The following is a 24,644-nucleotide window of genomic DNA, read 5'->3' as shown; positions in this document are numbered from 1 at the left end:
TCCGCACTTCGTGTCGTCGCTGCCCCCCGAGGGGGCGCTGGCCCTCCTTGGGGCGGCCCGGCGGAGGTCCTGACATGCTTCTTCGAGTTCTCCACCGCACCCGCTACCGCTACCACGGCTCGATCGATCTGGCGCAGCACATGGTGCACCTGTGCCCGCTGGACACGCCGTACCAGCGCCTGATCGGCAACGAACTGCGCATCGACCCGATGCCGGCCGCGCGCAGCCAGACCACCGACGTGTTCGGCAACCAGCGCACCTTCTTTTCGCTGCAGGCCACGCACAGCGTGCTCACGGTGGAGGCCGACAGCCTGGTGGAGACGAGCGCGCACCAGCCGCTGCCCCAGACGCCGCCGTGGCGCACCATGACCTGGGAGCGGGTGCGTGAACATTTCCGCTACCGGGCCAACGCACCGTTCGACCCCGCCGCCGAATTCCTGTTTGCGTCGCCCTACGTGCCGCGCGACGACGCGTTTGCAGCCTTCGCCCGCCCGGCGTTCAAACCCGGCCTGCCCGCGCTGGCCGCTGCCCAGGCGCTGATGGAACTCATCCACACCGACCTGACCTACGAGACCGCCAGCACCGAGGTGAACACCCCGGCGCTCGAAGCCCTGGCCCAGGGCAAGGGCGTGTGCCAGGACTTCGCCCACATCATGCTGGGCTGCCTGCGCTCGCTGGGTTTACCGGCGCGGTACGTGAGCGGCTATTTGCTCACCCGCCCGGCGCCCGGCAAGGTGCGCCTGATCGGTGCCGACGCCTCGCACGCCTGGGTGTCGGTGTACGTGCCGATCGTCAGCGAATCGGACGACGAGACCGAGAACACCGGCGCCTGGTTCGACTTCGATCCGACCAACAACCGCTGCGGCTGGGGCAGCCCGGGCGAAGACTACGTGACACTGGCCACCGGCCGCGATTTCGGTGACGTCTCGCCCATGCGCGGTGTCATTCAAAGTGGTGCCGACCACACGCTGCAGGTGGCGGTGACGGTGGCACCGCCCGACGAACTCAAAGCGCTCGAAGCGCAGGCCTCAGATCCCAAGGACTGATCTGCGCGCAGACCGTCCCGCCATCGGGGCCGTCATTAGAATGGGCCGCTCATTCTTCAGGAGCCTTCCCATGAGCATTTACGACAAGCTGTCACAACTCGGCATCGTCCTGCCGCCCGTCTCGGTGCCCGCCGCGGCCTACGTGCCCTTCGTGCAGACCGGCAACCTCATTTTCCTGAGCGGCCACATTGCCCGCCAGGACGGCAAGCCGTGGGTCGGTCAGCTTGGCCTGACCATGACCACCGATGAAGCCAAACCCGCCGCCCGCGCTGTGGCCATCGACTTGCTCGGCACCCTGGCCGCCGCCTGCCTGGCCGCCGGCAAAACGCTCGACGACATCAAGCGCATCGTCAAGGTGCTCAGCCTCGTCAACTCCACCGCCACCTACACCGAGCAGCACCTGGTCACCAACGGCTGCAGCGAGCTGCTCGGCCAGGTCTTCGGCCCGGTGATCGGGGCGCACGCGCGCAGCGCGTTCGGCGTGGCGCAGTTGCCGATGGGAGCCTGTGTGGAAATCGAGCTGATCGCAGAGCTCGGTTGACCCCCCCCGCGCGCCTCACGGCGCTCCCCCCTGAAGCGGGGCGGCATCCGGGGCCGGCGGAGCCGGACCCGCGATGCCCCTTGGTCGGGGTTGCTTCGCTCGAGCCGGGCTTACCGCTTCCTGCGTTCGCTGGCTCGCCGCACCTGGCGGCTCTGGGTGGCTTGTGCTTCTGCCTGCTCTTTCGCAGCGCGGCGCCGTGCAAAGTGGCGTACGGCAATTCGCGTGATGCCGAACGCGAGCACCGCCAGCGCCGCCGCAATCACCACCCCGGTCAGTTCGCTGTTGTCCATGTTCATTCCTGTGGCGTCATGAAGACCTTGAAGCGCGCCAGTTCCTCGTCCAGCGCGCGCTGAAAAGCCGCGTCGCGCGGGCGACCGGCGATGAAGCCCAGTTCGTGTCGGAGCTGCCCGCGCTCCAGGCGCAGGTTGGCCCAGCCCACCATCTCTTCGCCCCACAGCACCGGCAGCGCGTAGTGGCCCATGGTGCGCTTGGGCGCCGGCACATAGGCCTCGAAGCGGTAGGCCCAGCCCCACAACATCTCGAAGCGACGCCGGTCCCAGACCACGGGATCGAACGGCGCCAGCAGCCGCACTTCTTGATCTGGCTGGTGGCGGCGCGAAGCCGGGTTTTCGTCTGCGGGCCATATCCAGGTCGTTCCGTCCACCACCGCATGGCCGTAGCGCGAACGCGCTGCCTTGACCACCGCTCGGGCCTCGACCGCCAGGTGGGGCGCGCCGTAGCGCAGCAGCGTGACCAGGTAGCCCAAGCTGGGCGCTGGCAATGGCGCATACAGCGCCACGATGCGATCGACCAGGGCTTCGGCGCGAGCCATCCGCGCCGATGGGCTCTCGTCCTGTTCGACATGGCTCATCGCTTCGTACACCCGCGTGCCCGCCTCACGCCGGCACACCCGCAACCAGCCGTGGTGGTGCATGTCGTCCAGCAGGCGGGTGCTCGCATTGAGTTCCCCGCCCCAGTAGCCCGCCACGCGACCGTGGTGCGCAAAGGCCTCGCTCACCTCTCGCGGGTGCACCACGCCCCGCTCCTGCACGAAGGCGAGCACCTCCTGCGCCCGGCGGGCGGTGGCGGCGTCCCACGGGCGGCGCGGCGTGCGCGGGTGCAGCAGGGAGAGCATGTCGCGCGACACAAAGCCGTAGTTGACGAAGGCGTCTTCCTCGATGCCCAGGCGCTCGTAGCGGCGTTCCAGATCGCCCGCGCGGTAGTCGCGCACCCGCATGCGCAGGATCAGGTCCTGCGCCCGCGCCGGGGCCCGCATCGGATCGGCTTGCACAAACCCCAGCCGGCGGATAGCCGCTGGCAGCGTCAGCGGTTTGAACAGGCTGCGCGCGATCGCGAAGCGGCGCAACTCGGCCAGCGTGGGCGAGCGCGCCACCTGCTTATTCCACCCGCGTGACGCGGTTGGGCTTGAACCCGAGGTCGGCTGCCTTGCCTTTGCGGCCGCGCGCGGCGCGCGCGTTGTTCAGGCTGCGGATCTCCAGCGTTTCGTCGCGCTCCTTGCCGCCGCGTCCGATGCCTTCGATCTTCACGCTGCGGGTGTAGGCGGCCGCCCCGGCCAACGTGTCCTTGGGTTCGAGGTCGATCAGCATCAGGCCGCGACCGCCCTTCTCCATCAGCTTGAGTTCACCGATTTCAAAGGTCAGGATGCGTCCGCCGGTCGAAGCGCAGCACACGTGCGTGGCTGCATTCAGCGGCTGACCGCCCGACGTGAACGCCGCGTGCGACGGCGCGCAAGGCGTTTCGCCCTCGCCCAGGTTGAGGAAGGTCTTGCCACCGCGCTGGCGCGAGACCATGTTTTCCACTGTCGCGAGGAAACCATAGCCGCCGCTGCTGCTGAGCAGCAGCGCGGCGTTGGCCGGGCCGGCAAAGTAATGCAGTGGCTGCGTGCCGGTTTCCAGCTCGATCAGCGTGGTGATGGGCTGACCATCGCCGCGCGCACCGGGCAGGCTGGCCACCGGCACCGAGTACACGCGCCCGTTGCTGCCGAAGACGATCATGGTGTCCACCGTGCGGCACTCAAACGTGCCGTACAGGCCGTCGCCCGCCTTGAACGCGAAGCTGCCGGCCTCGTGGCCATGGCCGGTGCGCGCGCGCACCCAGCCTTTGCTGGAGACCACCACCGTCACCGGCTCGTCCACCACCTTGATCTCGGCCACGGCCTTTTTCTCGGTCTGGATCAGCGTGCGGCGCGCATCGGCGAAGGTCTTGGCATCGGCTTCGATCTCTTTCACCATCAGGCGCTTGAGGCTGCCGGGGTTGCCCAGGATGTCTTCGAGCTTGCCCTGCTCTTCTTTCAGCGACTTGAGCTCCTGCTCGATCTTGATGGCTTCGAGCCGCGCGAGCTGGCGCAGGCGGATTTCAAGAATGTCTTCGGCCTGCCGGTCACTGAGCTTGAAACGTTCGATCAGCGCGGCCTTGGGATCGTCGGCCTGGCGGATGATGGCGATCACCTCGTCGATGTTGAGCAGCACCAGCTGCCGGCCTTCGAGGATGTGGATGCGGTCCAGCACCTTGGTCAGGCGGTGCTGCGAGCGGCGTGTGATCGTGCCCTGGCGGAATTCGATCCACTCGCCCAGCATCTGCCGCAGCGATTTCTGCGTCGGCCGGCCGTCGATGCCGATCATGGTCAGGTTGATCGGCGTGGAGCTTTCCAGGCTGGTGTGCGCGAGCAGCGCGGTGATGAGTTCCTGCTGCTCGATGCGGCTGCTTTTCGGCTCGAACAACAGGCGCACCGGCGCGTCCTTGCTCGACTCGTCGCGCACACCGTCGAGCACCATCAGGATGCTGGCCTTGAGCTGCGTCTGCTCCTGCGTCAGCGCCTTCTTGCCGGCTTTCACCTTGGGGTTGGTGAGCTCTTCAATTTCTTCCAGCACACGCTGTGTGCTCACGCCGGGCGGCAGCTCGGTCACCACCAGTTGCCACTGGCCGCGCGCGAGGTCTTCGATCTTCCAGCGCGCGCGCACCTTGAGGCTGCCGCGCCCGGTGCGGTAAGCGTCGGCGATGTCGCCCGCCGGGCTGATGATCTGGCCACCACCGGGGTAGTCGGGTCCGGGCAGGATGGCGAAGAGTTCGTCGTCGGTGAGCTTCGGCGCCTTGATCAGCGCCACGCAGGCGTCGGCCACCTCGCGCAGGTTGTGGCTGGGGATCTCGGTGGCCAGGCCCACGGCAATGCCCGAGGCACCGTTGAGCAGGTTGAACGGCAGACGCGCCGGCAGCTGCTTGGGCTCCACCGTGGAGCCGTCGTAGTTGGGCACGAAGTCCACCGTGCCTTCGTCGATCTCGTCGAGCAGCAGCGTGGTGATCTTCGCCAGCCGCGCTTCGGTGTAGCGCATGGCAGCGGCGCCATCGCCGTCGCGCGAACCGAAGTTGCCCTGGCCGTCGATCAGCGGGTAACGCTGCGCGAAATCCTGGGCCATGCGCACCAGCGCGTCGTAGGCAGCCTGGTCGCCGTGCGGGTGAAAGCGACCCAGCACATCACCGACCACACGCGCACTCTTCACCGGGCGCGCGGCCGTGTTGTTGTTGGGACCGCTGAAGCCCAGGCCCATGCGGTCCATGCTGTAGAGGATGCGCCGCTGCACCGGCTTCTGGCCGTCGCACACGTCAGGCAACGCGCGGCCTTTGACCACAGAGAGTGCGTACTCGAGGTAGGCGCGCTGCGCGTAGCTGGCGAGGTTCAGGCCGTCGTCCGGTTCGGAAAGGGGCAGTTCGGGGTTCAGGATGTCGGACATGCGTCGGTTCTAGAAGGGGTCAGATGTCCACGTCGACCGAGTCGCCGTGCAGTTCCATGAGCTCGCGGCGCGAAGCGGCTTCGCCCTTGCCCATGAGCTTGGTGATGAGAGCCTCGGTGTCCGAGAAGTTGATCGCGCCGAGCACCACCGGCATGAGGCGGCGCGTGTCGGGGTTTAGAGTTGTGTCCCAGAGCTGTTCGGCGTTCATCTCGCCCAGACCCTTGAAGCGGCTGATCTGGCACTTCTCGGGCGCCACGCCGTCCTTGGCGCACTTGTCGAGGATGGCGTGCAACTCGCCATCGTCCAGCGCGTATTGCTTGGCCGCGGGCTTTTTGCCGCGCGCGGGGATGTCCACGCGGAACAGCGGCGGGCGCGCCACGAACACATGGCCGGCTTCGATGAGCTTGGGGAAGTGGCGGAAGAACAGCGTGAGCAACAGCACCTGGATGTGCGAGCCGTCCACGTCGGCATCACTCAGGATGCAGACCTTGCCGTAACGCAGGCCGCTCATGTCGGGGGTGTCGTTCGGGCCGTGCGGATCGACGCCGATGGCCACCGAGATGTCGTGGATCTCGTTGTTCGCAAACAGGCGGTCGCGCTCGACCTCCCAGGTGTTGAGCACCTTGCCGCGCAGCGGCAACACGGCCTGGCATTCCTTGTCGCGGCCCATCTTGGCGCTGCCACCGGCCGAATCGCCCTCGACCAGAAACACCTCGTTGTGCGCCAGGTCCTTGCTCTCGCAATCGGTCAGTTTGCCGGGCAGCACCGCCACACCCGAGCCCTTGCGCTTCTCCACTTTCTGCCCGGCCTTCTGGCGAAACTGCGCGGCCTTGATGGCGAGCTCGGCCAGCTTCTTGCCGTAGTCCACGTGCTGGTTGAGCCAGAGCTCCAGCGCGGGCCGCACGAAGCTGCCCACCAGGCGCACCGCGTCGCGCGAGTTCAGGCGCTCCTTGATCTGGCCCTGGAACTGTGGGTCGAGCACCTTGGCACTCAGCACATACGAAGCGCGCGCGAACACGTCTTCGGGCAGCAGCTTCACGCCCTTGGGCAGCAGCGCGTGCAATTCGATGAAACCCTTGACCGCCTGGAACAGGCCGTCGCGCAAACCGCTTTCGTGCGTGCCGCCCGCGCTGGTGGGGATCAGGTTCACGTAGCTCTCGCGCACAGGCTGGCCGTCCTCGGTGAAGGCCACGCACCACGCCGCGCCTTCGCCTTCGGCAAAGCTGTCGTGTCCGCTGTCAGCGAAACCTTCGCCTTCGAACAGCGGAATCACCGGGTCACCGTTGAGCGTCTGCTGAAGGTAGTCGCGCAGGCCGCCTTTGTAGAGCCAGGTCTGCACGTCTTTGGTCTTTTCGTTGACCAGGGTCACCGTCACACCCGGCATCAGCACCGCCTTGCTGCGCAGCAGGTGGGTGAGCTCCGCCATGGGCAACACGGCGGATTCGAAGTACTTGGGGTCGGGCCACGCACGCACCGTGGTGCCCTGCTTGCGGTCGCCTTCGCCCTTGGGCGCGATGACCAGGGCCTCGATCACGTCACCGGCGGAAAACGCCAGCTTCGCCACCTGGCCTTCGCGGTAGCTCGTGACCTCCAGGCGCGTGGACAGCGCATTGGTCACGCTCACGCCCACGCCGTGCAGGCCGCCCGAAAAGCTGTAGGCGCCGCCCTTGCCCTTGTCGAACTTGCCACCGGCGTGCAGCCGTGTGAACACGAGCTCGACCACGGGGGCCTTTTCTTCGGGGTGCAGGCCGAACGGGATGCCGCGGCCGTCGTCTTCCACGCTCACCGAGCTGTCGGGGTGCAGCGTGACCTTGATTTTTTTGCCGTGCCCGGCCAGCGCCTCGTCGGCCGCGTTGTCGAGCACTTCCTGGATGATGTGCAGCGGGTTGTCGGTGCGGGTGTACATGCCCGGGCGCTGCTTGACCGGCTCCAGGCCCTTGAGGACGCGGATCGAGCCTTCGGAATACACGGGGGGAGTTTGGGTTGCCATGGGGGCGGATTGTAAGCACCGGAGCCCTCAAAGACTGTATGAAGATACAGATAACTGCCCACACGGTCGGCTTCCATGCCTGCCCGGCATCAATCAGCGCTGCCGATATCAAGTGCGCGCCCCGGCGGCGACAGGTCAAGGGCGGGCTTCTTCGCTACAGTCGCCGGATGTCGTCCGTTGCCCCCACCCGCACCCCGCTGTCCACCGTCCAGGTTCTCGCCTGCGGCGCCCTCATCGTCACGCTTTCCATGGGCATCCGCCACGGCTTCGGCCTGTGGCTGCAGCCCATCACCCAGGCGCAGGACTGGACGCGCGAGAACTTTGCCTTCGCGCTGGCGATTCAAAACCTCTCCTGGGGCCTGTTCGGCATCTTCGCCGGCATGGCGGCCGACCGTTTCGGCGCGTTTCGCGTGCTGATCGGCGGCTCGCTGCTCTACGGCCTGGGCCTCACCGGCATGGCGCTGACCACCACACCCATGACCTTTGCGCTCACCGCTGGTGTGCTCATCGGCGCCGCGCAGGCCGGCACCACCTACGCCGTGATCTACGGTGTGATCGGGCGGCAGATCTCGGCTGAAAAGCGCTCCTGGGCCATGGGCGTGGCGGCAGCGGCAGGTTCGTTCGGCCAGTTCCTCATGGTGCCGGTGGAAGGCTGGCTGATCAGCAGCTTCGGCTGGCAGGAGGCGCTGCTGTTCTTGAGCGCGGCCGTGTTGCTGATCGTGCCGCTGGCCTGGGGCCTGCGTGAACCGGGTTTTGCCGGCGGTGCTGCACCGGTGCGAGAACAAACCATCCTGCAAGCCCTGCGCGAGGCCTTCCGCTACCGCAGCTTCCAGTTGCTCATGGCGGGCTACTTCGTGTGCGGCTTCCAGGTCGTGTTCATCGGCGTGCACATGCCCAGCTACCTCAAGGACAACGGACTCTCGCCCCAGGTGGCCAGCTACGCGCTGGCGCTGATCGGCCTGTTCAACGTGTTCGGCACCTACGCGGCCGGCGCGCTCGGCCAGCGTCTGGCCAAGCGGCACATCCTGTCATTCATCTACTTCGCGCGCGCCGTGGTCATTGCCATCTTCCTGATCGTGCCGCTCTCGCCCCTGAGCGTGTATGTGTTCGCGAGCGTCATGGGCCTGCTGTGGCTCTCCACGATTCCACCGACCAACGCGGTGGTGGCGCAGATCTTCGGCGTGGCCCACATGTCCATGCTGGGCGGCTTCGTGTTCTTCAGCCACCAGATCGGCAGCTTCATGGGCGTGTGGCTGGGCGGCGTGTTGTACGACCGCACCGGCAGCTACGACATCGTCTGGTACATCTCGATCGCACTCGGCGTGTTCGCCGGCCTGATCAACCTGCCGGTGCGCGAGACCCCGATCGTGCGCACACCACAACGCGTGGGGGCCGCTGCGTGAATCTGGACCCCCACGCTCCGCCGCTGCGCGGGTCGCTGCCCCCCGAGGGGGCTGAGCCGCCTTCGGGCGGCCGTGCGGCGGCTCGCCTCTGGCAGCGCGCCCTGGTGTGGATCGGCGTCATCGCCGCCCTGCTGGGGACGTTTGCGCTCTACAACCAGCCGGGCTTTCTGGTGAATCTCGCCGACCAGCTCTGGAGCTGCTTCTGATGCACGGCACGGAAGCGCCATCGGCCTGGGTGCAACGCTGGGCCCATCTGGTGCCCGGAGGCGGCACGGTGCTCGACGTGGCTTGCGGTCATGGGCGCCACCTGAAATGGTTCGCGCAGCTTGGCCACCGCGTCACCGGGGTTGACCGCTCCGCGGAGGCGATCGACGCGGTGAAGCCCTTCGGCCGCGCCGTGCTCGCCGACATCGAAAACGGTCCATGGCCCTTCGAGGGCGAAAGCTTCGACGCGGTGGTGGTGACCAACTACCTCTGGCGCGCACTGCTCCCGGTGATCACGCGCAGCGTGGCGCCGGGCGGCGTGTTGATCTACGAGACCTTTGCCACCGGCAACGAGAGCGTGGGCAAACCTTCGCGCCCCGACTTCCTGCTGCAGCACGGTGAACTTCTCCAGGCCTGCGAGGGTCTGCACATGGTGGCGTACGAAGACGGCTTCTGCGACCGACCCGAGCGCTTCGTGCAGCGCATAGCGGCGGTGCGAAAACACCCGGCAACACCCGAGTCGCCGCCCCGGTATCCGCTGGATGCCACTGGGTAGAATGCACGATTCGCGCGGATGCCGCGCCCCATGGGGCGGCCCAGACAAGCGCCCCCAATTGAGCCTGCAGCAATGAACACCATCACCGGCAGCATCGTGGCCCTGGCCACCCCCCTGCATGAAGACGGCAGCGTGGACTACCCCACCCTGCGCAAACTCATCGACTGGCACATCACCGAAGGCACGGACTGCATCGGTGTGGTCGGCACGACCGGCGAATCGCCCACCGTCACGGTCGAAGAGCACTGCGAAATCATCCGCGTGTCGGTCGAACAGGCCAAGACGCACGGCGACAAGCGCGTGCCCATCATGGCCGGCTGCGGCGCCAATTCCACCCGCGAAGCCATCGAGCTCGCGCGCTTCGCACAAAGTGTGGGTGCCGACTGCCAGCTGCAGGTCGTGCCTTACTACAACAAGCCCACGCAAGAAGGCCAGTACCAGCATTTCAAGGCGATTGCCGAAGCCGTGGGCGACCTGCCCACCGTGCTGTACAACGTGCCCGGCCGCAGCGTGGCCGACATGCACCACGAAACCGTGCTGCGCCTGGCCCAGGTGCCCGGCATCGTCGGCATCAAGGAAGCCACCGGCAACATCGAACGCGCGCAGTGGCTGATCCGCGAAGCACCCAAGGGCTTTGCCATCTATTCGGGCGACGACCCGACCGCCGTGGCGCTGATGCTGTGCGGCGGCCAGGGCAATGTGAGCGTCACCGCCAACATCGCACCGCGCCTCATGCACGAACTCTGCGTGGCCGCCATCGCCGGTGACGTGAAACGCGCCATGGACATCCAGTTCCGACTGATGCCGGTGCACAAGCAGCTGTTCTGTGAAGCCAACCCGATCCCGCTGAAATGGGCCATGGCCCGCATGGGCCTGTGCCGTGAGACCATGCGTCTTCCGCTCACCCCCATGTCGCGCCATCTGGTGCCGCAGGTCGAAGGCGCGCTGCAACAAAGCGGCCTGGTCTGACTCCAACCTCTCTTCTGTCCACCCCAACACCCGGTCTCCACCGAGCTTCCCATGTCCACTCCCGCTCTGAATCAGACCCCCCGCCTCCAGTCCTGGGCCGGCGCTGCCGCGTGGTCCCGCCTGGGCCTGGTGGCCGCTGCCGCCCTCATCGCCTCGGGCTGCTCCATGCTCCAGGAAGACAAGATCGACTACAAGAGCGCCCAGCGCGGCAGCACGCTGGACGTGCCACCCGACCTGACCCAGCTCAGCCGCGACTCGCGTTACAACGTGCCGGGCACCACGGTAACGGCCAGCGGCTACCAGGCTGCGCAGCCAACACAAGCCACCGCCGCCACCACCGCGGTGAACACCGTGGGTGACGTGCGCATCGAGCGCGCGGGCAACCAGCGCTGGCTGGTGATCAACCGCCCGGCCGACAAGCTCTGGAGCCCTGTGCGCGACTTCTGGCAGGAGAACGGCTTCCTGCTCGACGTCGACCAGGAAGCACTGGGCATCATGGAAACCGACTGGGCCGAGAACCGCGCCAAGCTGCCGCAAGACTTCATCCGCTCCACCATCGGCAAGGTGTTCGAGAACCTGTATTCCACCGGAGAACGCGACCGCTTCCGCACCCGCCTGGAGCGCACCGCCAACGGCGGCACCGAGATCTACATCAGCCACCGCGGCATGGTCGAGGTGTACTCCAACAAGGACAAAGACCAGACCGTCTGGCAGCCCCGCCCGGCCGATGTGGAACTCGAAACCGAATTCCTGCGCCGCCTGATGGTCAAGCTCGGTGTGACCGAAGCGCAGGCCCAGGCGGTCACGGCGAGCGCGCCTGCGCAGGCCGCGGCCAAGGTCACCATGGTGAACAACGCGCCCGTCGTCCAGTTCGTGGACAACTTCGACCGCGCCTGGCGCCGTGTCGGTCTCTCGCTGGACCGCACCGGTTTCACCGTGGAAGACCGCGATCGCACCAAAGGCATCTACTTCGTTCGTTATGTCGAACCTGTTGTCGATGCCAAGGAACCCGGTTTCTTCGGCAAGCTGTTTGGCGGTTCGAAGAAAGAAGCGGCCACCGAGCGTTACCAGGTCGTGGTGCGCAGCGTGGACACCGCCACCACCGTCTCGGTGCTGGGCGCACAAGGTCAGGCCGACGCGTCGGCCAATGCGCGGCGCATCACGCAACTGCTGGCCGACGACCTCAAGTAATCATTCGTTTCACAGCCGACACAGGCCGCCTTCGGGCGGCCTTTGTCATGGCGGGACTACAACCCGAGTTGGCTCGCGGGAAAGGAAGGCGTGCTTCGAAGCCAGCACTCGTTCACCCGCTCTTGCAAGGCCACGCGCCGCTCGGCATCGCCGCTGGCCACCAGCGTGTTGCGCAGCGGGTCCAGCCGCTCCAGCGTCCACACCGGTGAACAGATCGCGCTGGGCAGTTCGGCACCGGCGGCACCCTGGCAGGCGTGCGCTTCCACCAGGTGCGACCAGGTCACGCGCCATTGCACAAAACGCGGGTGCAACAGTCGCAGCTGGTCGTAGTGGCGCGCCAGCATCTTGAGCGTGCGCCCGCGGCGTGCCCAGCGATTCAGCGCATCCACCACCGCGCGCTCGCCCAGCGGCCAGTCGGCAAAGTCGGCGTCGCTCAGGGTGATGTGGTTCCAACCCTGGTCCGCGGCCACCTCGAACGCCAGCCGCACAGTGTCCACAAACACCTGGCGCCCCTGCAGACGGCCCGTGGGCAGGTCCGGCCGTGAAGGGGTCGTGGCGGGATCGGTCTGTGTCATGGCGAACTCCTCGGTGGATGATCAGCAAGACCGGGTGGGGCTCACACGCAGTGCAGCCAGCCGGCCTCGAACCAGTCCTGCAGCAAAGCCTGTGCGCCTTCACTGGCGCGCAGCACCTGACGCGCATCCAATGCACGCTCATCGGCCAGGCGCTGCATCAGCCGCGCATCGGCGCCTCCGGCGCGAAAACTCTCGCCGTTGATGAACACGTGGCGCGGGTCGTACATCATGCGGGTGCGCCGGTCCAGGCGAACGCCGCCGGCCACCCAGTCGCCCTGGGCCTCGTCAAAAAAGATGCGAGGCTTGGGCTCGGTCATCACCTCACCCAAGGCACAGGCCAGCGACTGACGCTCGGCCAGCAATCGCTGCAGGGCGTCCACAGCGAACGCTTCCAGCCCTTCGGGCATGGCGCCCGGGTGGGCCGTGGCGGGCTGGCCCGGGTCGCGGTAGAGCGTTTCGTCATCCAGCTCGTCGGCCATGCGCTGCAGCAGTTCCCCGGCGAGGCCACCACGCTGCGGCGCGCGAAAGCCGATCGAATACGTCATGCAGTCTTCGCCCAGCGCATCACCGTCGTGCGCCCAGCGCGGCGGCAGGTAGAGCATGTCGCCGGCTTCCAGCACATGCTCTTCCTCGGGCTCGAAGTTCTGCAGGATCTTCAGCGGCACATCGGGCTGCAGCGTCAGGTCTTTCTGCCGACCGATGCGCCAGCGGCGCTGGCCACTGGCCTGAAGCAGGAACACGTCATAACTGTCGAAATGCGGGCCCACGCCACCACCCTCACTGGCCCACGAAATCATCAGGTCGTCCAGGCGTGCATCGGGCACAAAACGGAAGCGCTGCAACAGTTCGTGCACGGCGTCCACGTGTTGGTCGACACCTTGCACCAGCAGCGTCCAACCCGGCTGTTTGAAGGGCGGCAGGCCGCTGCGCTTGAAAGGTCCGGACTTGAGCGTCCACCCCTGCGGTTTGCGCACGATCAAGCGCGACTCGACCGTTTCCTGCCCGGCCAGATCAAATAATTCAGCCCGGTTCAGGAGCGGCTTGAAGCCAGGCAGGGCCTGGCGGATCAGCAGGGGCTTTTTCTGCCAGTGGCGGCGCATGAACTGCGACGGCGACAAGCCACCCAACAGACTCACAGGGATTTGCGTGGCGGCGGCCGTGGCCTTCGGGCCAGAGGTTTCGGGTTTGAACATGGGACAATTGTCGGATGAAAATCACCCAACAATGCGTCGTGGCGCTCACCTGGACCCTGAAGGACACGCTGGGCGAAGCGCTCGATGTGCTCGAAGAACCCGTGGAGTTTCTGGTGGGCGGCAGCGACCTGCTGGCCAAGATCGAAGAGGGCCTGCTCAACCATTCGGTGGGCGACACGATCGAGCTGCACCTGGAGCCGGTGGACGGCTTCGGCGACTACGACGACACGCTGCTCTTTCTGGAGCCTCGCCACCTGTTCCCCGACGAGCTTGAAGAAGGCATGGGTTTTGAAGGCCTGCCCCAGGGCTGCAACCCGGCTGCGCCGCGCGACCGGTTGTACTTCGTGAGCGACATTTACCCCGACCACGTGGTGCTGGACGGGAACCACCCGCTGGCGGGCATTGCGTTGCGCATCTCGATGAAGGTGCACGCGGTGCGCGAAGCGACCGAAGCCGAGGTGGGCAAGGGCTCGATGGGCACAGGTTTCTTCCGCATGCACGTGGACGAGCCTGACGAATTGCAAGGCCCGGGCATCACGCCACCGGGCCCCCGCACGCTGCACTGAAACCAGTCAGGTCATCCGCGACCTGTTGAGCCGTAGCCTCCCACGCCACGCTCGCTGGCGGCCTCGAAATCGGTCACCACGTTGAACTGCGCCTGCACCACGGGCACGATCACCATCTGCGCGATGCGCTCCATGGGCTCGATGGTGAAGGGCACGCCGCTGCGGTTCCAGGCGCTCACCATGAGCTGACCCTGGTAGTCGCTGTCGATCAGGCCCACCAGATTGCCCAGCACGATGCCGTGTTTGTGGCCCAACCCCGAACGCGGCAGGATCATGGCCGCAAAGCCGGGGTCGGCCAGGTGGATGGCCAACCCGGTGGGCACCAGCTGCCAGGCGTTGGGCGCCAGGGTCAAAGGCGCGTCCAGGCAGGCCCGCAGGTCAAGGCCCGCACTGCCACCGGTGGCGTAGGCGGGCAACTGATCCGCCATGCGCGGGTCCAGCACTTTCACATCGATGCGCATTCAGCAGGCTCCCATGGTGCGGCTCATGGTTTCTTCTTCATCGACTCTTCGAGCGCCTTGCCCGGATCGACCTCGGGCTCGGGCGGTGGCGGCTCCAGACCGGGCGGTGTGGCCGCTGCGCCCTCGGCTGCGGGCTCGGCGCCCTCCGCCTCGGGCATTTCCGGCTCGGCCTCTTCCGGCTGTGCTTCTTCCTCCATGCCGGGCATGTTGCGCAGCATGTCGCTCACCGCTGCGTCATCCACCACCACCTTGGCCCCCAGGCTGCCCGTGACCAGCGTGGGGTTGGCAATGACCACCACCACCATGATCAGCTGCAGGATGATGAAGGCGATCGAACCTTTGTAGATCTGCGCGGTGGTCACCGCCGGAATGCGCTGCTTCGTGACGTGGTCGGTGTAGTCGCTGCGCGCGGCCACACTGCGCAGATAGAACAGCGCAAAGCCGAACGGCGGCGTGAGGAACGAGGTCTGCAGGTTCATGGCCAGGATCACGCCGAACCAGATCAGGTCGATGCCCAGCTTGTCGGCCACGGGCGCCAGCAGCGGGATCACGATGAAGGCGATTTCGAAGAAGTCGATGAACATGCCCAGCACGAACACCAGCAGGTTCACCACCAGCAAGAAGCCCATCTGGCCGCCCGGCATCTTGTCGAACAGGTGCTCGACCCAGATGTGGCCGTCGGCCGCGTTGAAGGTGAAGCTGAAAACGGTGGAGCCTATCAGGATGAACAGCACGAAGATGGCGAGCTTGGTGGTGCTCTCCAGCGCCTGCTTGAGCAGGTCGAACGTCAAGGCGCGGCGTGCACTGGCCATGATCAAGGCGCCCAGGGCACCCATGGCACCGCCTTCGGTGGGCGTGGCGATGCCCAGGAAAATCGTGCCCAGCACCAGGAAGATCAGCACCAGGGGCGGGATCAGCACAAAGGTGACCTGCTCGGCGAGCCGGGACAACAAACCCAGGCGGAACAGGCGGTTGAGCAAGGCGAGCGTCAGCGCCAGCAGGGAGCCAATGGTGATGGACATGATGACCACCTCGTCGGCGGCAGGGCTCATCTCGCGGCCGATCCATGGGTTGATGATGGACTCGTGCACCTGCGACCACGCCACGCTGGCGGCCGCGCACAGCACCAGCAACACCAGCAATGATCGGTGGCCACTGCTGCCGTCGGGCTCGTTGTAGATGCGCGCCTCGACCGGCAAAGCCGGGACCCATTTGGGTTTGACGATCGCCACCACGGCGATGAACACGAGGTAGAGACCCACCAGCAGCAGGCCAGGTATGAGCGCCCCGGCGTACATGTCACCGACCGAACGGCCCAACTGGTCAGCCAGCACAATGAGCACCAGCGAAGGCGGAATGGCCTGAGCCAGCGTGCCCGACGCGGTGATGGTCCCGGTGGCGATGGTACGGTTGTAGCCGTAGCGCAGCATGATGGGCAGCGAGATCAGGCCCATGGAGATCACGGCGGCGGCCACCACGCCGGTGGTCGCTGCCAGCAGCGCACCCACCAGAATCACCGCCACGGCCAAGCCGCCGCGCACTGGACCAAACACCTGCGCCACGGTGGACAACAGGTCCTCGGCCATTCGGCTTCGCTCCAGGATGATGCCCATGAGCGTGAAGAACGGAATGGCCAGCAGCGTGTCGTTCTGCATGATGCCGAACACTCGCAGCGGAAGGGCCTGGAACAGGTTGGAGGGGAATAGCCCGGCTTCCATGCCGATGAAGCCGAAAAACAGGCCGGTGGCCGCGAGGGCAAAGGCCACGGGAAAGCCGGACAGCAGGAAGACCAGCAGACCCGCGAACATCAGCGGGACAAAATTGGCAGCAATGAAGGCGGTCATGATCAGTGGGCTCCCTTGAGGCGCTTCTCGGCTTCTTCGAGCAGTTGCTGGGCCAGCAGCTCTTCATCGCTCGGGCCACCCTGGGCCAGCACGTCAGGTCCGTTGCCGGTGAGAAATGCAATGCGTTTGATGAGCTCGCTCACGCCTTGCAGGAACAGGACGGCGAAGCCCAGCGGGATCAAGCCATAGACCGGCCAGCGGATGAGCCCGCCCGCGTTGGACGACATCTCGCCGGTGTTCCAGGCGCGCTCGAACAGCGGCCAGCCCAGCGAGGCCATCATGTAGCACAGCGGGAACAGGAAGATCAGGATGCCGAACACATCCACCCAGTTGCGACCGCGCGGGCTGAACTTGGACGAGATGAAATCGATGCGCACATGCGCGTTGCGCAAAAAGGCGTAGCCGCTGCCCAGCATGAAAACCGCGGCGAACAGGTACCACTGGATTTCCAGCAGCGCGTTGGAGCTGTTGTCGAAGAGCTTGCGCACGATCGCGTTGCCGGCGCTGATGAGGGTGGTGGCCAGGATGAACCACATGACCAACTTGCCGATCAGATCGCTCATGGCGTCGATCAGGCGAGAAATTTTCAGAAGGAATGACATGGCATGTCCCCAGGGGGAGTGAACGCAAAAAGAGTCGCAGAGTCTACAGAAGCGGCGCAGGCGTCATTCGGGCGCGCGGGTTCAGAGACATTGAGTGGCGCGAGGCGCAGTGCCATCCGAGCAAAAAACCCCGCCAGGGCGGGGCTTCTTGCCGGATCTCCAGACCGATTTACAGCTTGGCCGCTTGCATGTAGCGGTCGAACTGGGCTTCGGTGAAGCGGAACCAGAGGTTCTGGTCCTTGCGGAAGGCCGCGTAGTCGGTGTAGATCTTTTTCCACTTCGGGTTCTTGGCGCTGTTGTCCGCGTAGAGCTCCATGGAGTTCTTGAACGCGGCGTCCATCACGGCCTTGGGGAACGCCAGCACCTTGGTGCCCGCGGCCACCAGCTGCTTGAGAGCGGCCGGGTTCAGCGCGTCGTACTTGGCCTGCATGGTGGTGTGAGCAATGGCGGCTGCGCATTCCACGATGGCCTTGTTCTCGGGCGACAGCGCGTTGTAGGCCTTGTTGTTGACGTACAGCGAGAGCTGTGGGCCACCTTCCCACCAGCCGGGGTAGTAGTAGTTCTTGGCGACCTTGTTGAAGCCGAGCTTCTGGTCATCGTAAGGGCCGACCCACTCGGTCGCATCGATGGTTCCTTTTTCCAGCGCCTGGTAGATCTCGCCACCGGGGATGTTCTGCGGCACGCCACCCATGGTGGTGAGCACCTTGCCGGCGAAGCCGCCGATGCGCATCTTCATGCCCTTGATGTCGGCGAGCGACTTGATCTCCTTGCGGTACCAGCCACCCATCTGGGCACCCGTGTTGCCCATCGGGAAGTTCACGATGTTGTAGCCCTCGTAGAACTCGCGGAACAGCTTCATGCCGTTGCCTTCGTACATCCAAGCGGTCATTTGGCGGCTGTTCAGGCCGAAGGGAATCGCGCAGTCCAGCGCAAAGGTGTCGTCCTTGCCGAAGAAGTAGTAAGGCGCGGTGTGCGCACATTCCACGGTGCCTTCCTGCACGCCGTCGACCACACCGAAGGCAGGCATGAGTTCACCGCCCGGGTGCACCGAGATCGAGAATTTGCCGCCGGACATTTCGCCGACCTTCTTGGCAAATACCTCGGCCGCACCGTAGATGGTGTCGAGTGCTTTGGGGAAGCTCGAGGCAAGGCGCCAGCGAATGGCGGCCTGGGCATGTACCGCAGGCGCGGCACCGGCGGCCAACACGCCAGCGATGCCGGCGTGTTTGATCAATGAACGACGATCCATGTTGTTTAACTCCGTGGTTGGTATGGGAACACCCAACCCGGCCAGCCGGGCTGGAGACTTGTCAGGTCCACGGAAATTGTAGGAACGCCTCCCCGGCTGGGCGCGGGGGTTTTCCCTCGAAAAATGGCCTCAAGAAGGGACCATTCAGCCTTGTGCAAGCTTCGAGACGATCAGCCGACCACCTTCAAGCCCGGCGCGGCGTGCAGCAAGGAGCCAAAACGAGCGCGTATGGAGGCCTCAATGCCGGCGGCGTCCAGGCCCAGCGCGGCGAGCAGCTTGGCGGGGTCCCCGTGTTCGGAGAACTCGTCGGGCAGACCGAGGGTGAGCACCGGCGTCTGCAGGCCTTCGGCGTGCAACGCCTCCATCACGGCGCTGCCTGCGCCGCCTGGAATGCAACCCTCTTCCACCGTCACCAGCGCATCGTGGGTGCTGGCGAGTTCTCGCAGCAGTTCCAGGTCCAGCGGCTTGGCCCAGCGCATGTTGGCCACGCTGGCATCCAGTTTCTCGGCTGCGGCCAGTGCGGGGTGCAGCAGGGTGCCAAAGGCCAGGATCGCGACGCCCTTGCCCTGGCGGCGCAGCTCGCCCTTGCCGAACGGCAGACCGTCCAGGCTGGTGGGAATGGTCGCACCCACACCGGCGCCGCGCGGATACCGCACGGCCACCGGCTGGTTCTGTGCGTGCGCGGTCGACAGCAACTGGCGGCACTCGGCCTCGTCGGCGGGGCAGGCAATGGCCATGTTGGGAATGCAGCGCAGGTAGGCGATGTCGTAGGCACCGGCGTGCGTGGCGCCGTCGGCTCCCACCAGGCCGGCGCGGTCCAGGGCAAACACCATGGGCAGGTTTTGCAGCGCCACGTCGTGGATGAGCTGGTCGTAACCCCGCTGCAGAAATGTGGAGTAGATCGCCACCACCGGCTTGAGGCCTTCGCAGGCCAGGCCGGCGGCGAAGGTCACTGCGTGTTGCTCGGCGATGCCGACGTCGAAATAGCGCTTGGGAAAACGGCGCTCGAACTCGACCATGCCCGAACCCTCGCGCATGGCGGGCGTGATGCCCACCAGGCGTTCGTCGGCCGCGGCCATGTCGCACAGCCACTGGCCGAACACCTGGGTGAAGGTGGTCCTGGGCGCCGAGGTTGACTTGACGATGCCCACGGCCGGGTCGAAGGTGCTTGGGCCGTGGTACGCGATCGGGTCGTTCTCGGCCAGCTTGTAGCCCTGGCCTTTTTTGGTCACCACGTGCAGGAACTGCGGCCCGCTGTCGGTCTCCAGCAGGTGGCGGATGTTCTCCAGCGTGGGGATGAGCGAGTTCAGGTCGTGCCCGTCGATGGGGCCGATGTAGTTGAAGCCGAATTTCTCGAACAGCGTGGCCGGCACCACCATGCCCTTGGCCTGTTCTTCGAGCCGTTTGGCGAGTTCAAACAAGGGTGGCGCACCCTTGAGCACCTGCTTGCCCACGTTTTTGGCCGCGGCGTAGAACTGCCCGCTCATGAGCTGCGCGAGGTAACGGTTGAGCGCACCCACCGGTGGCGAGATCGACATGTCGTTGTCGTTGAGCACCACCAGCAGGCGGCCTTCGGCCACACCGGCGTTGTTGAGCGCTTCAAAGGCCATGCCTGCGGTCATGGCGCCGTCGCCGATGATGGCCACGGCGTTGCGGTGCTCGCCCTTGATCTTGGCGCCCATGGCCATGCCGAGTGCGGCCGAAATGCTGGTGGACGAGTGCGCGGTGCCGAAGGTGTCGAACTCGCTTTCGGAGCGGCGCGGAAAACCACTGATGCCACCCTTCTGGCGCAGCGTGCTCATGCGGTCGCGCCGGCCGGTCAGGATCTTGTGCGGGTAAGTCTGGTGGCCCACGTCCCAGACCAGGCGGTCTTCAGGGGTGTTGAACACGTAGTGCAGCGCCAGCGTGAGCTCCACGGTGCCGAGGTTGGAGCTCAGGTGGCCACCGGTGCGCGCCACGCTTTGCAGCAGGTAGGTGCGCAGCTCGTCGGCCAGCGGCAGCAGCTGCGCGCGGCTGAGGCGGCGCACATCGGCCGGTGACTCGATGGAAGACAGCAGAGAACTCATGGGCAGGTGTGTTCGGGTCATGAATGAAGAACAGGTCCCGATGGACCTCAGGAGCCGCGACGACCGACCCAGTCGGCCAGCGCGTGCAAGGTGTCGGACCGCTCGATGCCGCTCTGGCGCAGGGCCTCGTGGGCCTGGTCGAGCACGCGGTCGGCGTAGGTTTGCGCAGACGCCAGCCCCATCAGGGAAACAAAGGTGGGCTTGTCGGCGGCCGCGTCCTTGCCGGCGGTCTTGCCCAGCGTAGCCGAATCGGCGGTGACGTCAAGGATGTCGTCCACCACCTGGAAGGCCAGGCCCACGCAGGCGCCGTACTCGGCGAGCCGCGCCTCGGTGGCGGCAGACACCCGCGCCGTGGCTGCGCCCATCATCACACTGGCCTGCAGCAGGGCGCCGGTCTTGTGCCGGTGCATCAACTCCAGCGCGGGTTGGTCCAGGGCCACACCCACGCTGGCGAGATCGATCGCCTGGCCACCGGCCATGCCACCCGCCCCTGCCGCCAGGGCCAGCATTCGGCACAGCCGCGCCGACATGGCGGGCTCCACGCTGCCGTCGTCGGGCACCAGCAACTCGAACGCGAGTGCCTGCAGCGCATCGCCTGCGAGCAGGGCCTGGGCTTCACCAAACCGCACATGCACCGTGGGCTTGCCCCGGCGCAGCACATCGTCGTCCATGCAGGGCATGTCGTCGTGCACCAGCGAATAGGCGTGGATCAGTTCCACCGCGCAGGCCGCGCGCATCGCGGCAGCGGTGTGGCCGCCCACGGCCTCGCATGTGGCCAGAGCAAGCAAGGGGCGCAGGCGTTTGCCACCGTCGAGCACGGCGTAGCGCATGGCGTCGCCCAGCCCGGCAGGTGCCTGGGCCGGCACCCAGCCGGAGAGCGCGCGTTCAACCTCGGCTTGTTGCGCGTCGCGCCACGCTGCGAAGCTTGAAATGGCTTGAGGGGCCAGTGCCTGTGTCATGGCTGGTCCCAGGACTTGAGCTCGCCGCCCTCAAGCACCTTGATCTGGTTTTCCACCGCTTCCAGACGAGCGCGACAGAAAGCGAGCAGCTCGGCACCGCGCTGGTAACGCGTGAGCAACTGGTCCAGCGGCAGCTGGCCGGCATCGAGTTGCGAGACGAGCTGTTCCAGCTCTTCGAGCGCGGCCTCGTAGCTGGCCGCGACGGGCTGCGTATCGGCTGCGGATGCGGAAGGGGATGTCTTGGGAGTGCGGGGCACGGTGGGCATGGGTTCGTTCACGTGGTTCATTCTAAAGTGGGCACGCTTTTGCATACCGGCGCTGGGCAACGGGTACTGCCCCCGGGGGTAGAATTCGCCCCTTTCCATCACTGACGGGCCTCCAACGCCCGGAGGGACGCACCACTCCACCCATCCCGCGCGAATTCGTCTCACGAGCACAGCGCTTACCCTGCCCCTTCATAGGGGGAGTCTCTAGGTCAGGACCACGATGTCTGATTTAAGTCTTCAACTGCAGCAGGCCTCAAGCCAACTTCAGGTTTCCAGTTACTTCGACGAAGCGCTGTTCCAGCGCGAAAAGGAAGCCCTCTTCCAGCGCGGGCCCCGGTATGTGGGGCACCAACTTGCCGTACCCAACGTGGGGGACTACCACGCCCTCCCACAAGAAGCCGGCGGGCGTGCCCTGGTGCGCACCGCCAACGGCGTGGAGCTCGTCTCCAACGTCTGCCGCCACCGGCAGGCCATCATCCTCAAGGACCGCGGCAACCTGCAGGAGACCCGCAGCGGCAGCGCGGGCGGCAACATCGTGTGCCCGCTGCACCGCTGGACCTACAGCGGCGTCCAGGGCGGTCAGGCCGGTCAGTTGCTCGGTGCGCCCCACTTCGAGAAGGACCCGTGCCTCAACCTCAACAACTACCCGCTGCGCGAGTGGAACGGGTTGCTGTTTGAAGACAACGGTCGCGACGTGGCCGCCGACCTGGCCAACATGGGCCCGCGTGCTGCACTTGATTTCGACGGCATGGTGCTCGACCACGTGGAGCTGCACGAGTGCAACTACAACTGGAAGACATTCATCGAGGTCTACCTGGAGGACTACCACGTGGCGCCCTTCCATCCGGGCCTCGGTGGCTTCGTCACGTGTGAAGACCTGCGCTGGGAATTCAAACCCGAGTACTCGGTGCAGACGGTGGGCCCGGCCAACCTGCTCGGCAAGGCCGGCAGCCCGGTCTACCAGCGCTGGCACGAACAGCTCATGCGGTACCGCCAGGGGCAGATGCCCGAGCACGGCGCGATCTGGTTGACCTACTACCCGCACATCATGGTCGAGTGGTACCCGCACGTGCTCACGGTGTCGACCCTGCACCCGGTGAGCGTGGACAAGACCATCAACATGGTCGAGTTCTACTATCCCGAAGAGATCGCGGCCTTCGAGCGCGAGTTCGTCGAGGCCCAGCGCGCGGCCTACATGGAAACCTGCCTGGAAGACGACGAGATTGCCGAACGCATGGACGCCGGGCGCAAGGCGCTGCTGGCACGTGGCGACAACGAGGTCGGCCCCTACCAGAGCCCGATGGAAGACGGCATGCAGCACTTCCACGAGTGGTACCGCGGCCGGATGGCGGCGGCTCTCACGGTCTGACGGTTGAACGCTGTCCGTCACCGAAACACCCCGGGAGCCTGATCCGTGCAGGCTCTGTGGATGGTGCTCGCGTCGCTGTTTTTTGCCACCATGGGCGTGTGCATCAAGTTCGCGTCGACCGAGTTCAACAGCTTCGAAATCGTGTTCTATCGCGGCTTGGTGGGTGTGGCCTTTTTGATCGGTCTCACGCGCGTGCAGGGCGTGTCGCTGCGCACCAGCCTGCCCATGATGCATGTGTGGCGCAGCGTGGTCGGTGTGACGGCGCTGACCGCCTGGTTCTATTCCATCGCTGCCCTGCCACTGGCCACGGCCATGACGCTGAACTACATGAGCAGCGTCTGGATCGCGGCCTTTCTGCTCGGGGGCGCGCTGCTGGTGCAGGGCCGCAATGCACCCATGCGCCAGCAGGCGCCGCTGTTCCTGGCCGTGCTGGCGGGTTTCGGCGGCGTGGCCATGATGTTGCGACCCACGCTGGTTGAAGGCCAGGCGGTCGGCGCCCTGGTCGGGCTCATGTCCGGCATCTTCTCGGCCTTTGCCTATCTGCAGGTGGCGGCACTGGCCCGGGCAGGTGAGCCCGAGGGCCGCACGGTGTTTTATTTCTCCATCGGCGCCGTGCTGGCAGGAGCACTGGGCATGCTGTTTGTCGGCATCAGCGATTGGCACTGGCCGGGTGCCTTGTGGCTGCTGCCCATTGGTCTGCTCGCGGTCTTTGGCCAGCTGTGCATGACACGCGCCTACTCCAGCGGCGCCACCATGGTGGTGGCCAACCTGCAGTATTCGGGCATTGTGTTTGCGGCGCTCTACAGCCTCACCATCTTTGGCGACCAACTGCCCCTGATGGGCTGGCTGGGCATGGCCTTGATCATCGTCAGCGGCATCGTCGCCACCGTGCTGCGCGATCGGGCGGTGCCGAACGCGCCCGCCGAGGAACACTGAAGCGCGGCCGACCTGAAGCACAATGCGCGCATGTTCACCACACTGATTTCCGCGCGCGAACTGCAACACCTCATGGCCTCGGGCGCACCGCTGCGTGTGTTCGATTGCAGCTTCGAACTCATGAAACCCGATGCGGGCGCTGACCAGTACAGGGACGAGCACATTCCCGGCTCGGTGTACGTGCACCTGGACCAGCACCTCAGCGACAAGGATGGCGCCGATCGCGCCAGCGGCGGACGGCATCCGCTGCCCTCGCGAGAAACCTTTGCCCGGCGCATGGCCAGCCTGGGTCTGTCCGATGGCGAACAGGTGGTGGTGCTGGACCGCCAGGGGGCCAACTACTGCGGGCGGCTGTGGTGGATGCTCAAGTGGTGTGGCCATGAAGCCGTGGCCGTGCTCGATGGCGGCCTGGCCGCCTGGAAAGCCGCCGGCGGCGCGCTGGACAGTGGCCCATCGCCCACACCCGAGCCCGGGCACTTCACGCTCAAACCCGCAGCCGCCGTCACCGCGTCCACCCACAGCATTTCAACGTCGCTCGGCCGTCCCACCCAGACCCTGATCGACGCGCGCGCCGGCGCCCGGTTCCGCGGCGAGGTCGAGCCGCTCGATCCGGTGGCCGGCCACATTCCGGGCGCGCTCAACCGACCCTTTGGTGAAAACATCGGCCCCGACGGCCGCTTCAAACCCGCAGCCCAACTGCGCGCGGAGTTTGAACAGCTGCTCGCCGGGCGCGACCCCGCCAGCGTGGTGCACCACTGCGGCAGCGGCGTGAGCGCCATCCCCAACCTGCTGGCCATGGAAGTGGCCGGCCTGGGGCGCACGGCGCTCTACCCGGGCAGCTGGAGCGAGTGGTGCAACACACCCGACAAGCCCTGCGCCGTGGGCTGACGGACCGCTCGCCTCTGCGTC

General features: G+C 66.1%; 24 protein-coding genes. 11 read left to right on the top strand and 13 right to left on the bottom strand.

Annotated elements, in window-relative coordinates; all coding sequences use genetic code 11:
* The first annotated feature begins 74 nt into the window (after nucleotides 1–74).
* Complete coding sequence (locus BSY239_RS04505) at nucleotides 75–1,046, top strand: transglutaminase family protein (protein WP_069045792.1); 972 nt, start codon at nucleotides 75–77, stop codon at nucleotides 1,044–1,046.
* Between the two features lie 70 nt (nucleotides 1,047–1,116).
* Nucleotides 1,117–1,587, top strand: coding sequence for a RidA family protein (locus tag BSY239_RS04500; protein WP_069045791.1), 471 nt, complete (start codon nucleotides 1,117–1,119; stop codon nucleotides 1,585–1,587).
* A 110-nt stretch (nucleotides 1,588–1,697) separates the two neighbouring features.
* On the opposite strand, the gene BSY239_RS04495 is transcribed toward BSY239_RS04500, so the two are convergent.
* From BSY239_RS04495 to BSY239_RS04480, 4 genes are read right to left on the bottom strand one after another with little or no spacing between them, the layout of a single operon-like run.
* Nucleotides 1,698–1,877, bottom strand: a complete 180-nt coding sequence (locus BSY239_RS04495; protein WP_156775415.1) for a hypothetical protein — start codon at nucleotides 1,875–1,877, stop codon at nucleotides 1,698–1,700.
* Nucleotides 1,878–1,879: 2 nt separating this feature from the next.
* On the bottom strand, nucleotides 1,880–2,980 hold the full coding sequence (locus BSY239_RS04490; RefSeq protein ID WP_069045789.1) for a DNA glycosylase AlkZ-like family protein: 1,101 nt from the start codon (nucleotides 2,978–2,980) through the stop codon (nucleotides 1,880–1,882).
* 4 nt (nucleotides 2,981–2,984) lie between these two features.
* Nucleotides 2,985–5,336 (bottom strand): DNA topoisomerase IV subunit A, encoded by a 2,352-nt coding sequence (parC, locus tag BSY239_RS04485; RefSeq protein WP_069045788.1) that lies wholly within the window; start codon nucleotides 5,334–5,336, stop codon nucleotides 2,985–2,987.
* Nucleotides 5,337–5,355: 19 nt separating this feature from the next.
* Nucleotides 5,356–7,326 carry a DNA topoisomerase IV subunit B gene (locus tag BSY239_RS04480; RefSeq protein ID WP_069045787.1) on the bottom strand — a complete coding sequence of 657 codons (1,971 nt, stop codon included), beginning with the start codon at nucleotides 7,324–7,326 and terminating at the stop codon, nucleotides 5,356–5,358.
* A gap of 167 nt (nucleotides 7,327–7,493) precedes the next feature.
* Between BSY239_RS04480 and BSY239_RS04475 the strand changes: the two genes are divergently transcribed.
* The 5 genes from BSY239_RS04475 to bamC all read left to right on the top strand — a co-directional run bounded on the left by BSY239_RS04475 (nucleotide 7,494) and on the right by bamC (nucleotide 11,649).
* Nucleotides 7,494–8,729: an MFS transporter gene (locus tag BSY239_RS04475; RefSeq protein ID WP_069045786.1), complete on the top strand. Its 1,236-nt coding sequence runs from the start codon at nucleotides 7,494–7,496 to the stop codon at nucleotides 8,727–8,729.
* The gene (locus BSY239_RS04470; RefSeq protein ID WP_069045785.1) at nucleotides 8,726–8,935 is read left to right on the top strand and encodes a hypothetical protein; all 210 of its coding nucleotides are present in this window, start codon (nucleotides 8,726–8,728) and stop codon (nucleotides 8,933–8,935) included. The genes BSY239_RS04475 and BSY239_RS04470 overlap by 4 nt, the downstream gene beginning before the upstream one ends.
* On the top strand, nucleotides 8,935–9,489 hold the full coding sequence (locus BSY239_RS04465) for a class I SAM-dependent methyltransferase (RefSeq protein WP_069045784.1): 555 nt from the start codon (nucleotides 8,935–8,937) through the stop codon (nucleotides 9,487–9,489). The genes BSY239_RS04470 and BSY239_RS04465 overlap by 1 nt, the downstream gene beginning before the upstream one ends.
* A 72-nt stretch (nucleotides 9,490–9,561) precedes the next feature.
* On the top strand, nucleotides 9,562–10,458 hold the full coding sequence (gene dapA, locus BSY239_RS04460) for a 4-hydroxy-tetrahydrodipicolinate synthase (RefSeq protein WP_069045783.1): 897 nt from the start codon (nucleotides 9,562–9,564) through the stop codon (nucleotides 10,456–10,458).
* A gap of 51 nt (nucleotides 10,459–10,509) precedes the next feature.
* On the top strand, nucleotides 10,510–11,649 hold the full coding sequence (gene bamC / locus BSY239_RS04455; RefSeq protein ID WP_069045782.1) for an outer membrane protein assembly factor BamC: 1,140 nt from the start codon (nucleotides 10,510–10,512) through the stop codon (nucleotides 11,647–11,649).
* Nucleotides 11,650–11,705: 56 nt separating this feature from the next.
* On the opposite strand, the gene BSY239_RS04450 is transcribed toward bamC, so the two are convergent.
* Nucleotides 11,706–12,224 (bottom strand): hypothetical protein, encoded by a 519-nt coding sequence (locus tag BSY239_RS04450; RefSeq protein ID WP_069045781.1) that lies wholly within the window; start codon nucleotides 12,222–12,224, stop codon nucleotides 11,706–11,708.
* A gap of 41 nt (nucleotides 12,225–12,265) precedes the next feature.
* On the bottom strand, nucleotides 12,266–13,417 hold the full coding sequence (locus BSY239_RS04445) for a cupin domain-containing protein (protein WP_069045780.1): 1,152 nt from the start codon (nucleotides 13,415–13,417) through the stop codon (nucleotides 12,266–12,268).
* Nucleotides 13,418–13,431: 14 nt separating this feature from the next.
* Between BSY239_RS04445 and BSY239_RS04440 the strand changes: the two genes are divergently transcribed.
* The gene (locus BSY239_RS04440; protein ID WP_069045779.1) at nucleotides 13,432–13,983 is read left to right on the top strand and encodes an FKBP-type peptidyl-prolyl cis-trans isomerase; all 552 of its coding nucleotides are present in this window, start codon (nucleotides 13,432–13,434) and stop codon (nucleotides 13,981–13,983) included.
* An 11-nt stretch (nucleotides 13,984–13,994) separates the two neighbouring features.
* Here BSY239_RS04440 and dut read toward each other — a convergent pair whose 3' ends face one another.
* From dut to xseB, 7 genes are all read right to left on the bottom strand, one after another.
* On the bottom strand, nucleotides 13,995–14,444 hold the full coding sequence (gene dut / locus BSY239_RS04435) for a dUTP diphosphatase (protein WP_069045778.1): 450 nt from the start codon (nucleotides 14,442–14,444) through the stop codon (nucleotides 13,995–13,997).
* Nucleotides 14,445–14,467: 23 nt separating this feature from the next.
* The gene (locus BSY239_RS04430; protein WP_069045777.1) at nucleotides 14,468–16,288 is read right to left on the bottom strand and encodes a TRAP transporter large permease; all 1,821 of its coding nucleotides are present in this window, start codon (nucleotides 16,286–16,288) and stop codon (nucleotides 14,468–14,470) included.
* Between the two features lie 2 nt (nucleotides 16,289–16,290).
* Nucleotides 16,291–16,890, bottom strand: coding sequence for a TRAP transporter small permease subunit (locus BSY239_RS04425; RefSeq protein ID WP_069045776.1), 600 nt, complete (start codon nucleotides 16,888–16,890; stop codon nucleotides 16,291–16,293).
* A 169-nt stretch (nucleotides 16,891–17,059) separates the two neighbouring features.
* Nucleotides 17,060–18,139 (bottom strand): TRAP transporter substrate-binding protein, encoded by a 1,080-nt coding sequence (locus BSY239_RS04420; protein ID WP_069045775.1) that lies wholly within the window; start codon nucleotides 18,137–18,139, stop codon nucleotides 17,060–17,062.
* Nucleotides 18,140–18,309: 170 nt separating this feature from the next.
* Nucleotides 18,310–20,205: a 1-deoxy-D-xylulose-5-phosphate synthase gene (gene dxs / locus BSY239_RS04415; RefSeq protein ID WP_236944135.1), complete on the bottom strand. Its 1,896-nt coding sequence runs from the start codon at nucleotides 20,203–20,205 to the stop codon at nucleotides 18,310–18,312.
* A 47-nt stretch (nucleotides 20,206–20,252) separates the two neighbouring features.
* Nucleotides 20,253–21,164, bottom strand: a complete 912-nt coding sequence (locus tag BSY239_RS04410; protein ID WP_069045773.1) for a polyprenyl synthetase family protein — start codon at nucleotides 21,162–21,164, stop codon at nucleotides 20,253–20,255.
* Nucleotides 21,161–21,430: an exodeoxyribonuclease VII small subunit gene (gene xseB / locus BSY239_RS04405; protein ID WP_069048771.1), complete on the bottom strand. Its 270-nt coding sequence runs from the start codon at nucleotides 21,428–21,430 to the stop codon at nucleotides 21,161–21,163. Before xseB ends, BSY239_RS04410 begins: the two co-directional genes overlap by 4 nt.
* Nucleotides 21,431–21,650: 220 nt before the next feature.
* Between xseB and BSY239_RS04400 the strand changes: the two genes are divergently transcribed.
* Genes BSY239_RS04400 through BSY239_RS04390 form a run of 3 tightly spaced genes read left to right on the top strand, consistent with a single transcriptional unit; the run spans nucleotide 21,651 to nucleotide 24,623 of the window.
* Entirely contained in the window at nucleotides 21,651–22,799 is a 1,149-nt protein-coding gene (locus BSY239_RS04400; protein ID WP_069045772.1) for an aromatic ring-hydroxylating oxygenase subunit alpha, read from the top strand.
* 45 nt (nucleotides 22,800–22,844) lie between these two features.
* Nucleotides 22,845–23,735 (top strand): DMT family transporter, encoded by an 891-nt coding sequence (locus BSY239_RS04395; protein WP_069045771.1) that lies wholly within the window; start codon nucleotides 22,845–22,847, stop codon nucleotides 23,733–23,735.
* 30 nt (nucleotides 23,736–23,765) lie between these two features.
* Nucleotides 23,766–24,623, top strand: a complete 858-nt coding sequence (locus BSY239_RS04390; RefSeq protein WP_069045770.1) for a sulfurtransferase — start codon at nucleotides 23,766–23,768, stop codon at nucleotides 24,621–24,623.
* Nucleotides 24,624–24,644 lie beyond the last annotated feature (21 nt).

The sequence above is a fragment of the Hydrogenophaga sp. RAC07 genome, assembly GCF_001713375.1.
Taxonomy (GTDB): domain Bacteria; phylum Pseudomonadota; class Gammaproteobacteria; order Burkholderiales; family Burkholderiaceae_C; genus Hydrogenophaga.
Note: the sequence above shows the minus strand (reverse complement) of the source record. Positions and strands in the feature narration are given on the sequence as shown.

What these genes read in the sequence shown, in the direction of transcription:
- BSY239_RS04505 (WP_069045792.1), top strand. Translation starts at nt 75, where the DNA reads ATGCTTCTTCGAGTTCTCCACCGCACCCGCTACCGCTACCACGGCTCG.
- BSY239_RS04500 (WP_069045791.1), top strand. Translation starts at nt 1,117, where the DNA reads ATGAGCATTTACGACAAGCTGTCACAACTCGGCATCGTCCTGCCGCCC.
- BSY239_RS04495 (WP_156775415.1), bottom strand. Translation starts at nt 1,877, where the DNA reads ATGGACAACAGCGAACTGACCGGGGTGGTGATTGCGGCGGCGCTGGCG.
- parC (WP_069045788.1), bottom strand. Translation starts at nt 5,336, where the DNA reads ATGTCCGACATCCTGAACCCCGAACTGCCCCTTTCCGAACCGGACGAC.
- BSY239_RS04480 (WP_069045787.1), bottom strand. Translation starts at nt 7,326, where the DNA reads ATGGCAACCCAAACTCCCCCCGTGTATTCCGAAGGCTCGATCCGCGTC.
- BSY239_RS04475 (WP_069045786.1), top strand. Translation starts at nt 7,494, where the DNA reads ATGTCGTCCGTTGCCCCCACCCGCACCCCGCTGTCCACCGTCCAGGTT.
- BSY239_RS04465 (WP_069045784.1), top strand. Translation starts at nt 8,935, where the DNA reads ATGCACGGCACGGAAGCGCCATCGGCCTGGGTGCAACGCTGGGCCCAT.
- dapA (WP_069045783.1), top strand. Translation starts at nt 9,562, where the DNA reads ATGAACACCATCACCGGCAGCATCGTGGCCCTGGCCACCCCCCTGCAT.
- bamC (WP_069045782.1), top strand. Translation starts at nt 10,510, where the DNA reads ATGTCCACTCCCGCTCTGAATCAGACCCCCCGCCTCCAGTCCTGGGCC.
- BSY239_RS04450 (WP_069045781.1), bottom strand. Translation starts at nt 12,224, where the DNA reads ATGACACAGACCGATCCCGCCACGACCCCTTCACGGCCGGACCTGCCC.
- BSY239_RS04445 (WP_069045780.1), bottom strand. Translation starts at nt 13,417, where the DNA reads ATGTTCAAACCCGAAACCTCTGGCCCGAAGGCCACGGCCGCCGCCACG.
- BSY239_RS04440 (WP_069045779.1), top strand. Translation starts at nt 13,432, where the DNA reads ATGAAAATCACCCAACAATGCGTCGTGGCGCTCACCTGGACCCTGAAG.
- dut (WP_069045778.1), bottom strand. Translation starts at nt 14,444, where the DNA reads ATGCGCATCGATGTGAAAGTGCTGGACCCGCGCATGGCGGATCAGTTG.
- BSY239_RS04430 (WP_069045777.1), bottom strand. Translation starts at nt 16,288, where the DNA reads ATGACCGCCTTCATTGCTGCCAATTTTGTCCCGCTGATGTTCGCGGGT.
- BSY239_RS04425 (WP_069045776.1), bottom strand. Translation starts at nt 16,890, where the DNA reads ATGTCATTCCTTCTGAAAATTTCTCGCCTGATCGACGCCATGAGCGAT.
- BSY239_RS04420 (WP_069045775.1), bottom strand. Translation starts at nt 18,139, where the DNA reads ATGGATCGTCGTTCATTGATCAAACACGCCGGCATCGCTGGCGTGTTG.
- dxs (WP_236944135.1), bottom strand. Translation starts at nt 20,205, where the DNA reads ATGAGTTCTCTGCTGTCTTCCATCGAGTCACCGGCCGATGTGCGCCGC.
- BSY239_RS04410 (WP_069045773.1), bottom strand. Translation starts at nt 21,164, where the DNA reads ATGACACAGGCACTGGCCCCTCAAGCCATTTCAAGCTTCGCAGCGTGG.
- xseB (WP_069048771.1), bottom strand. Translation starts at nt 21,430, where the DNA reads ATGCCCACCGTGCCCCGCACTCCCAAGACATCCCCTTCCGCATCCGCA.
- BSY239_RS04400 (WP_069045772.1), top strand. Translation starts at nt 21,651, where the DNA reads ATGTCTGATTTAAGTCTTCAACTGCAGCAGGCCTCAAGCCAACTTCAG.
- BSY239_RS04390 (WP_069045770.1), top strand. Translation starts at nt 23,766, where the DNA reads ATGTTCACCACACTGATTTCCGCGCGCGAACTGCAACACCTCATGGCC.